Origin of the sequence: Microcoleus sp. B3-D2, from assembly GCF_036705345.1 — a bacterium.
Lineage (GTDB): Bacteria > Cyanobacteriota > Cyanobacteriia > Cyanobacteriales > Microcoleaceae > Microcoleus.
In genome coordinates this window covers 20,509-30,637 of record NZ_JAUBUG010000081.1, presented here as the reverse complement: position 1 = coordinate 30,637, position 10,129 = coordinate 20,509, and the positions used below count along the sequence as shown (strand labels likewise).

General features: G+C 50.6%; 5 protein-coding genes. 1 reads left to right on the top strand and 4 read right to left on the bottom strand.

Annotated elements, in window-relative coordinates:
* From QUB14_RS24145 to ebsA, 4 genes are all read right to left on the bottom strand, one after another.
* On the bottom strand, nucleotides 1–368 hold a 368-nt coding region (locus QUB14_RS24145; RefSeq protein WP_445251884.1), incomplete at its 3' end, for a helix-turn-helix domain-containing protein.
* Nucleotides 369–420: 52 nt separating this feature from the next.
* On the bottom strand, nucleotides 421–741 hold the full coding sequence (locus QUB14_RS24140) for a helix-turn-helix domain-containing protein (RefSeq protein ID WP_333219950.1): 321 nt from the start codon (nucleotides 739–741) through the stop codon (nucleotides 421–423).
* A gap of 332 nt (nucleotides 742–1,073) precedes the next feature.
* A complete protein-coding gene (locus QUB14_RS24135) occupies nucleotides 1,074–6,971 on the bottom strand; it encodes a choice-of-anchor L domain-containing protein (protein WP_333219952.1) in 5,898 nt (1,965 codons plus the stop codon).
* Between the two features lie 980 nt (nucleotides 6,972–7,951).
* Nucleotides 7,952–8,326, bottom strand: a complete 375-nt coding sequence (gene ebsA / locus QUB14_RS24130; RefSeq protein ID WP_006634686.1) for a type IV pilus biogenesis protein EbsA — start codon at nucleotides 8,324–8,326, stop codon at nucleotides 7,952–7,954.
* 246 nt (nucleotides 8,327–8,572) lie between these two features.
* Between ebsA and QUB14_RS24125 the strand changes: the two genes are divergently transcribed.
* On the top strand, nucleotides 8,573–10,090 hold the full coding sequence (locus QUB14_RS24125; protein WP_333219954.1) for a glycosyltransferase family 2 protein: 1,518 nt from the start codon (nucleotides 8,573–8,575) through the stop codon (nucleotides 10,088–10,090).
* Nucleotides 10,091–10,129: the final 39 nt, after the last annotated feature.

Sequence of the window (10,129 nt, the reverse complement as noted above, 5' to 3'; positions counted from 1 at the left end):
AAACCAGCAGAGTCAAAAATCTCATAGTAACTCTGCTGAGAACTAAAAATAATCTCATACTGCTCCTCTATATAAGCTTTTAGTTCTCCTAAATTCCAATAATTATTTTTTCGTATCCAATCAATAATGGCTGCTCGTTCCTCAGGTTTTAAATATCCCACGGAACCCTTATAAGCCAGCTTCAGAGCAGATACACCTTGCATGGTGAATATCTGAGTCCATTTACTAATAAAGCCAGAACTCACTGATAAACTTTCCTGAATCTCGCGTTGCTTATATCCTTTGAGGTGCATTTGGACGGTAATTGCTCGTTTCAACTCCCGGGGATCGGGATTAGATTGGATAAATTCCGTTAACTCTTCTAACATATACAAATTATGTAGTGATCGTGGCTATTATCTCATAAATCATTTAGGATTGCTATATATCCGCTAGGTCATGTTCCGGTCGGGGTATTCGTAACCGAAACTCCAACGAACGTAGATAATCCCAACCCCTTTGGACGCTAACTGGACGGTCCAATAAATTACTGAGCCACTCAGCAACTTTACGACTGTTCCATAATCCCCCATCAGCGGGAGGAGTTTGTAAAGTTTGCAAAAGTTGTGCTTGTTGTACTTGAGAAATTAAAGGTTGAGTGCCCGGATGTTGATGACGTTTGTCTTTCAAACCATTAGCACCTAATTGATTGTAGCGACGAACTTTCGCGATATATTGAGTTACGGCAGTAACCTGTGACATTGGCAACATCTTCTGTCAGTCGTCCAGTTGCCAATAGCCAAATTATTTGGTAGCGCGTCCTTTCAATTGGATCTGATGCTTGACGATAAAGTTGAGACAACTCAGAGGGAGTTTGATGAGACTCTAACTTGAGACGTTTAGGCATAACTTGCCCTCTTTGCACTCTTGACACTCTTTCAGTATATCATTCCGGCGCAGCCGGAATTGATATAAATTGTCGGGCGGCGTGGGCTGGAATTTGGGCAGATCAAAGGCTGATTGCGCTGCTAGCCCGATCGCAGTTCAAGCGCTGTAGATTGATTTTCCTTGGGCGGATCTACAGCGCTTTCCTCTCAGCTACCGAGTCGCAAAATTTGAACGAAATCGGACGGCGCGATCGCACTCGCTTGCACCCCATTCAAAACTGCCAAGAGTTCTCCAGAGTTAGCAATTCTGATGAAAGTTGTGGGACTGGCGTCTCCCCCGTCTGTGCCTTGGCTAATGCTCAGTTGAGTGAAAGTCAAACCGCCCGCTAAACTCAGCAAATCTTCCCCTTTCCTGAAGTCGGATATTACATCACTTCCTTGTGCGGGTGTCAAGACAAATAAGTCACCTCCGCTGCCGCCGATCAAAGTATCGCTGCCTTCATCGCCAATCAACAGGTCGTCGCCAGCACCGCCGACCAAACTGTCACTGTCTTTGCCGCCCAAAATCGTATCGTTGCCAGCATCACCGTTGATAGTATCACTGCCTTCATTGCCGAACAGCAGGTCATTGCCAGCACCGCCACACACTTGGTCTTGACCGCCAGCAACGCCGACAGGCAGGGGGCTGCCAATATCCCCAAACACCGTGTCATCCCCGTCGCCGCCGCAGATAGAGTCATTGCCTTGGTCGCCCAACAGCAAGTCGCTACCCGAGTCGCCTAAAACTACATCGTTGCCCTTGCCACCGCGCGCAGTATCGTTGCCGTCACCGCCAGAAAGGGTATCAGAGACATCCTGACCGCAAAGGCTGTCGTTTCCCTTGGCGCCCAATAACAAGTCGTTCCCGGCGCTATCGCGGTCAGATTCGCTGTTGGTGCCACCGTAGAGGCTGTCGTTTCCCTCCTCGCCCACAACAGTGTCAGAACCCCGTGCGCCCCATATCAGGTCATTATCTTTGCCCCCGAAAGCAGCGTCGTTGCCCTGACCGCCGAACATGGTGTCGTAGCCTGCTTGACCGTTAAGGTAGTCGTCGCCGGGCCCGCCCAACAGCAAGTCGCGATCGACCTGCGGTCCAACAGGAATGTTGCTGATCAATCCGCCAAATAGGTTGTCGTTGCCTGCCAAACCGATCAGAACATCGTCTCCGCCCAAACCGTTGATGCCGTCACCGCCACTGGTGCCAGCGAGGATCTCGTTTGTATCCGCACCAACCAGGTTGTTTTGAACAAGATTGAAACCGTGAAGAGGACTGATCTCCGGTAAGGTAATTTGCGTGCAAATGCAATCTGGATCTTCAGTTTGCTGCGGGGTTGGGACGGGAGTGGGTTCCGGGATAGGGGTTGGGGCTGGAGTTGGTGCTGGGGTTGGGGCTGGAGTTGGTGCTGGGGTTGGGGCTGGAGTTGGTGCTGGCGTCGGCGCTGGTGTCGGCGTCGACACAATAATATTGGGCGAAAAGTTGATGACTGGTGTCGGTGTCGGCGCTGGTGTCGGCGTCGACACAATAATATTGGGCGAAAAGTTGATGACTGGTGCTGGTGTCGGCGCTGGTGTCGGCGTCGACACAATAATATTGGGCGAAAAGTTGATGACTGGTGTCGGTGTTGGTGGGGCGATGTCGTTGTCGGCAATGGTGACGCTAACTGGTGCGATCGCCACTGGCAAGTATTCGGCAGCACTATCGGCGGCAACGCTGTGATTGATCGTGCCGCTGTGCGAGCCTTCTACAACAGTGTCGTCGGTGGCTGTCACCGTTACTGTTTGCGGGACATCCCAGTTAGCCGGAGTGAAAGTGAGCGGAGCGATCGCATCTATTTGACTGCCCGCAGCTACATTGACGGTAACGTTAGCTGTCGGCGCTTTGGTAAGGACAATGCTGTAGCTGCCTGCTGCACCGCCTTCTGCTGCATTGGTGCTGTTAGGAGTGACGGCGATGCCGGGGATGTCGTTGTCGAGAATCAAGACATCAACTTTGGGAATGCCGATATTGTTGTAAGCCAGATCCGTGCTGCTAGCGCTGGCTGCGATCGTGCTCAGGTGCGTTCCTTCTACGGCGGAGTCGTCGGTTGCTTTGACAGTGGCGGTTTGAGGCAGGTTCCAGTTGTCAGAGGTGAAGGTGAAGGACGTGAGCGCTTCTATTTGACTGTCTGTGGCGAAGCTGACGGTAACGTCGCTTGAAGGCTGCTCCGTTAATACCGCGCTGTAACTGCCATTGGCACCGCCTTCTGCTGCATAAGTAGTTGTGGGAGAAATTTTTACCCCGGCCGTCGAGGTAGCTGTGTCGTTGTCGGCGATGGTGACAGTAACTGGTGCGATCGCCACTGGCAAGTATTCGGCAGCGCTGTCGGCGGCAACGCTGGAAAGAATGAACCCGCTGTGCGCTCCTTCTACTATGCTGTCGTCGGTTGCTGTCACCGTTACTGTTTGCGCTGCATCCCAATTAGCCGGAGTGAAAGTGATCGGAGCGATCGCATCTATTTGATTGCCCGCAGCTACATTGACCGTAATGTTAGCTGTCGGCGCTTTGGTAAGGACAATGTTGTAGCTGCCTGCTACACCGCCTTCTGCAGCATTGGTGCTGTTAGGAGTGACGGCAATGCCGGGGGAGTCGTTGTCGATAATCAACACATCGACTTTGGAAATGCCGATATTGTTGTAAGCCAGATCCGTGCTGCTAGCGCTGGCTGCGATCGTACTCAGGTGCGTTCCTTCTACGGCGGAGTCGTCGGTTGCTTTGACAGTGGCAGTTTGAGGCAGGTTCCAGTTGTCAGAGGTGAAGGTGAAGGAGGCGATCGCTTCTATTTGATTGTCTGTCGCGAAGCTAACTTTAACGTCACTTGAAGGCTGGCTGTTGAGGGCTACTTGATAGGTGTCGGTTGCGCCGCCTTCGGCGACTATGGTGCTGCCGCCTGTTTGGGTAACAGTGACGCCAGCAGCAACAGTAGTAGCTGTGTCGTTGTCGGCGATGGTGACAGTAACGGGTGCGATCGCCACTGGCAAGTATTCGGCAGCGCTGCCTGCTGCGACGTTGTGATTGATCGTGCCGCTGTGGCTTCCTTCTACAACAGTGTCGTCGGTTGCTGTCACCGTTACTGTTTGCGGGACATCCCAATTAGCCGGAGTGAAAACTATCGGCGCGAGCGCATTTATTTGACTGCCCGCAGCCACATTGACGGTAACGTTAGCTGTCGGCGCTTTGGTAAGGACAATGCTGTAGCTGCCTGCTGCACCGCCTTCTGCTGCATTGGTGCTGTTAGGAGTGACGGCAATGCCGGGGGAGTCGTTGTCGATAATCAACACATCGACTTTGGAAATGCCGATATTGTTGTAAGCCAGATCCGTGCTGCTAGCGCTGGCTGCGATCGTACTCAGGTGCGTTCCTTCTATGGCGGAGTCGTCGGTTGCTTTGACAGTGGCGGTTTGAGGCAGGTTCCAGTTAGCCACAGTGAAGGTGAAGGAGGCGATCGCTTCTATTTGACTGTCTGTGGCGAAGCTAACTTTAACGTCGCTTGAAGGCTGCTCCGTTAATACCGCGCTGTAACTGCCATTTGCACCGCCTTCTGCTGCATAAGTAGTTGTGGGAGAAATTTTTACCCCGGCCGTCGAGGTAGCTGTGTCGTTGTCGGCGATGGTGACAGTAACTGGTGCGATCGCCACTGGCAAGTATTCGGCAGCGCTGCCTGCTGCCACGCTGTGATTGAGCGTGCCGCTGTGGCTTCCTTCTACAACAGTGTCGTCGGTTGCTGTCACCGTTACTGTTTGTGGCACGTTCCAGTTCGCTGGAGTGAAAACGATCGGCGCGAGCGCATTTATTTGACTGCCCGCAGCTACATTGACGGTAACGTTAGCAGTCGGTTGAGTGTTGAGGGAGATTTTGTAACTGTCTGTCGCGCCACCTTCGGCAGCAGTCGTGCTCGCCGGAGTAATTGTGATGCTGGGCGTATTGGGAGTAGCAACATCGTTATCGGTGATGCTGACTGTTACCGCCGCGATCGCAACTGGCAGATATTCCGCCGCACTACCAGCGGCGATGCTGTGGTCGATCGTACCTGTGTGCAGCCCTTCGACTAAACTGTCGTCGGTAGCTTTCACCGTGACTATCTGCGGTAGGTTCCAGTTATCTGAGGTGAAAGTAAATGTGGAAATCGAATCGATTTGAATGCCCGTGTTGAAGTTGACATTAACAGGCGCAGTCGGTTTGCTAGTCAGCGCTACCGTGTAACTGCCTGTGGCGCCGCCTTCGGTAGCAGCGGTGTTTGGAGGAGTAATTGTGACTCCGGCGGTATCGTTGTCGGTAATTTGGGCCGTCACCGAGGCAGTAGCAATCAGGTTGTATTTCGCGTCTGTACTGGTGACTTGGTGTGCGATCGTACTGGAGTGCGTGCCTTGAGCTACAGCATCGTCCACGGCTTGCACAGTCACCAGTTGAGGCACGTTCCAGTTGTCGGGAGTAAAGTTCAGAGCGATCGGGTTTCCGCCTCCAGTCCCCACGTCGCTTTGGGCGTCGGGCGAGGCGGTGACAGTAACATCGGCAGCAGGCTTGGTGGTCAATACCGCCGTATAGCTATCCGTAGCCCCACCTTCCCCGATGTTGGTGCTGCCGCCAGTCTCGGTAATTTTTACGCTCGGCGTGTCGTTGTCGGTAATGTTAGCGGTGAGGGTAGCAGTCGCAGTACCATCAACGGTAATTGGAACCGCAGCACCGTCGTAATTGGGGTCTACACTACTGGCTGTGTGAGCGATCGCGCTAGTGTGAGGAGATGCTTCCGCTACTTGATCGTCCACTGCCTCGATCGTAACGGTTTGCGGCACATTCCAGTTGTTGGGAGTAAAGTTGAGGGTGAGAGGGACACCAGTACCCGCTCCCAAGTCTGTCTGGGTATCAGGGTCAACATTGACGATTACAAGGTCACTAGGCTGGCTTTGGAGTACGACTGTATATGTGTCTGAACTACCGCCTTCTGCGACATCCGCACCCGCTGTTGAGGTGATTATGATGCCTGCGGTGTCATTATCAGTGAGAATATCCAGATTGGCGGTGTTCTGAACAACACCAATCCTAGCATTGGTGGGATTGGCTAAGGTGAGGGTGAGGTTTTCGGTGGGTTCAACTAAGCTGTCATTATTGATCGGAACGGTGAGGGTAGCAGTGGTTTGATTGGTCAGAAAATCGATAGTTTGGGTAGTGAAAGTAAAATCTATTCCGTCTCCCAAGGTAGCCCCGCCTGTAGCGCTGCCGTTGCTTAATTTTACTTCTACAGTGGACGTTCCCAGGGCAATGCCGGTGCGGTTGATGGTAATGTTTGCTCCAACTACTGTCCCATCTTCGTTGACTTGATAGTTGGGTTGAGAGAAATTGAAGACGGGAGGAGCGGAGATCAACACTGCCGAGTCATAAATAGAATCGCTATTGTCAGCGATCGCTAATCTCAGCTTACTCCGGACATTTGGGATGACGAATACTTGTGGCGTTGATAGCACTTGTGTAAAACCATCCCAGGTTGTTTTAAAAATATTTGTCGTGTTGTCAATGTATAACGCTGGGTTTGTTTCGTTATTAATATTGTTAACGGAAACAAGTTGCTTTTCAGTTCCCGGAATTGCGGAAACGAATACGTCATTCAGGTAAAAGCCAAATACATCGTTGAATATTTCACCAACAAACTCGTTATATTCCTCAGAAGCAAACACGTATTCCAAACTAAACTGGCCTTGCTTGGGTAGAAACTCGAATTCGAGAACGGCAGCATCCTCAGTAGTGGTCGAACTTGAGTTCACACTAGCAAGAAGCTGACTAAGAGCAGCATCCCCATCATCAGGCTCACCCAGGGCTGTACTATCGGGATTTGCGATATCACCCGTGCTGAAAATAACACCAGCTTCAAGATTTAGCCCGTCGGAAATACCTCCCCCGAAACTGCCTGCGGCCAGATTATCACCCGTGTACTTCGCACTACCAGGAACGACTGAGCCTGAGTCCCCAATAATAAATTGAGCGAGTTGGTCAGCAGTGAGACCACTATTAAGATCATTAGTTATCAGAGCCATAATATACCTCTTGGAAAAATTGCTAGGTTTTCATCTGTAGCCACAATTATGTAGCATTCCCTCATTTATTGTACTTACTCAAAATTACTTAGGAGTAATTACAATAACTGATCTTTGGCATTTTGCTAATTAAGTGTTTGCTAAATAGTGGCTAGAAGGAATTGCTATAATTTAATTCGGCTTTGGGCCACTTACTTGCAAAATTTGAGCATGACCGTGCGATCGCCCTAATGGCAGTTGAAAAATTGTCTCCGAGCACCCCGAACAAAAAAAAATCAGGACTTATTTTAAATCCATTCGATCGCAAAATTACTTAAAATTCTTGCTGATGACAGGTGGGATTATTTAATCTATTTTCGTAGAAATTAACTCATCCTAATTTAGTTCTCATCATCACATATGTCAGTAATATTGCTGAGTATTTTTACAAAACTTAATACATGGAAAAGGTTCGGAGTTTGGTGCGGGAAATGTGTCTTGCCTCACATCTTGCACCCATGTCCGAAATAGGCTTTTGCGCTTGTCCCACAACAAATACAGCAGTTTTCAATTGGATGAAATACAGGTAGGGAGTCAGGCTTTGTCTGAATCCCTACGCGAAATCTGTATCACGCTCAACTGAAAACTGCTGTAGATTTACTTTAGGAATGGGGATAAGTGCTGACCCCCAAAGGGATTATTGAGAATGATCCAAGAACTCACTTACTCTTTCCGCTTCTCAAATAGGGCTGGCGCACCAATCATGTAATGTTGCCGTCGTGGCTTTACACTATTGGTGCGTCAGTTATACCGCCCGTCAATCGATTTTAGATTTTAGATTTTAGATTTTAGATTGAAGAAAGCGACCCCACTGATAAATCCGGGGGCTGGCGATCGGGAGCGAGGAGCTTTTTTCTCGATCCACGAATCAATCCGGGGGCCCCGGATTAAATTGCTTGATTGTCAATTGCCGACTTTCGGGAGTGCGGCTGGGGTGAAAGTTATTCATCCATTCGCATCAGCTTGCGGTAAAACGTTTTAGAAAAATCGACGGTACGAGTTCGCTGAAAAGTCAGGAGAACCTCAATTAAGCAACTAACAAACTCAGAGCTTTGCATAGTCACTTCGTAGCTGAGTTCAGCATTGCCGTCAAACAACACCCGACAGCGGGTTAAGTCGATCGGCAGCGACGAGATATTCCAACTAGCGACAAACGGCACGCTCTCCCCACCGTCAATTTTTCTTGCCCCCTCCAAGCTTTTAAGCTTGTAGAGGCCAATAGCGTGCGGTAAAAACTTGCGCCTGGGCTCTTGACAGAAAGGCGCGTAGACTTTCACTTCTTTGTCATCGGCTGGCTTGAGTTGAGGAATAGACATATTTCCACCTCAGACAATTATTACTAACAGATAGTTTAGATCCCCAGAAAAAACTAACAGATATTCCTGGTCGATCGCAAGCAAAAGTCAACCAAAATACTCGATGCAGTACCCGTTTACCAGGGCCGTACAAGCACCGAACCCGCTGGTTGTCCTCCCGTCCGCTTTCGACAAAAGTCCAGAAACTGATACAGTAGATGCTTATATCTAAAATCAAAAACTATTGGTGGTTGAATCAAGTAACCTATGCAGGAGAGTTCTTGGCCAGAAAACGACGCTCGCAGCGAGCTTAACTTGGACATCTCTGATTTAGCTCAAGAAGAGCTCAAGAGTTTGACCTCGAACTCGAAGCTCAGCAAAGTATTTGCTATACCAGACATTGGCGACAGGGTGTTTGACGCGGAAACAAAAGCAGAGCTTCCGGTTGCGGTGTCTGTGCCGGGAACTCCCTCTTTTCCTCAAAATCTGTACCGGGGACGCCGCGGAAAAGCTGCCGCAGTGCTGACTGCGATTTGGGCCGGCACGATCGCCCTGCACTTGATTTCTTGGGGTGCGTGGGTAGTGTGGGGGTTGACGGGACTGCTGTGGATGCAAGCATTTCGAGTGTTGTTTGCGGAACCCAAGCCCGCACTGCCGCCTCTTGCCGATGAAAGCCGAGAAGATTGGCCTTACGTGTCGCTGCTAGTGGCGGCGAAAAATGAGGAAGCGGTGATTGCCCGATTCGTAGAATCCATCTGCAATGTAGATTATCCGATCGACCGCTACGAAGTTTGGGCGATCGACGATCACAGCAGCGACGCCACGCCGCTAGTATTGGAACAGCTAACCAAAAAGTACCCCCAGCTCAAAGTATTTCGCAGAGGAGCAAATGCCAGCGGCGGGAAGTCGGGAGCACTCAATCAAGTGTTGCCGCTGACTCGCGGGGAATTTGTGGGAATATTTGACGCCGACGCGACGGTAACGCCGGATTTGCTGCGCCGGGTGCTGCCAGTGTTCCATGGAGAAAAGGTAGGGGCTGTGCAAGTCAGAAAAGCCATCGCCAATGCTTCGGTAAATTTTTGGACTCGTGGCCAAGAAGCAGAAATGGCTCTCGACAGTTTTTTCCAGCAGCAGCGGATTGCGATCGGCGGCATTGGGGAATTGCGCGGTAACGGCCAATTCATGCGTCGCACCGCCTTGGAAAGCTGCGGAGGCTGGAACGAAGAGACGATTACCGACGACCTGGATTTGACGGTGAGGCTGCACCTAGACCGATGGGACATTGAATTTCTCGCTTTCCCAGCCGTGTCAGAAGAAGGAGTGACTAACGCTCGCGCTCTGTGGCACCAGCGCAATCGCTGGGCAGAAGGTGGCTATCAGCGTTATCTTGACTACTGGCGGCTAATTTTGCGGAACCGCATGGGAACTGGGAAAACTTGGGATTTATTTGGATTTTGGGTGTCTCAATATTTCTTACCCACAGTAGCGCTACCCGACTTTGTGATGTCCATTGCGCTGCGCCGGATGCCGATCGCCAGTCCCATAACTTTTATGACCCTTACATTGTCGGTGGTGGGAATGTTTGTCGGTTTGCGCCGCACTCGCAAAGAGACCAAATTTGACGTTAAAAGAGTTTTTGTCACCTTCCTGCAAACGCTGCGGGGTACTCTGTATATGTTCCACTGGCTGCTGGTAGGGACTGTGACGGCTCGGATTGCGGTACGGCCCAAGCAGCTCAAATGGGTCAAAACCATCCATCAAGGCGCTGTTAATAGCATCAAGTAAACAATTCGCAAAAATATCTCGGCACAGTATCGCCGAACG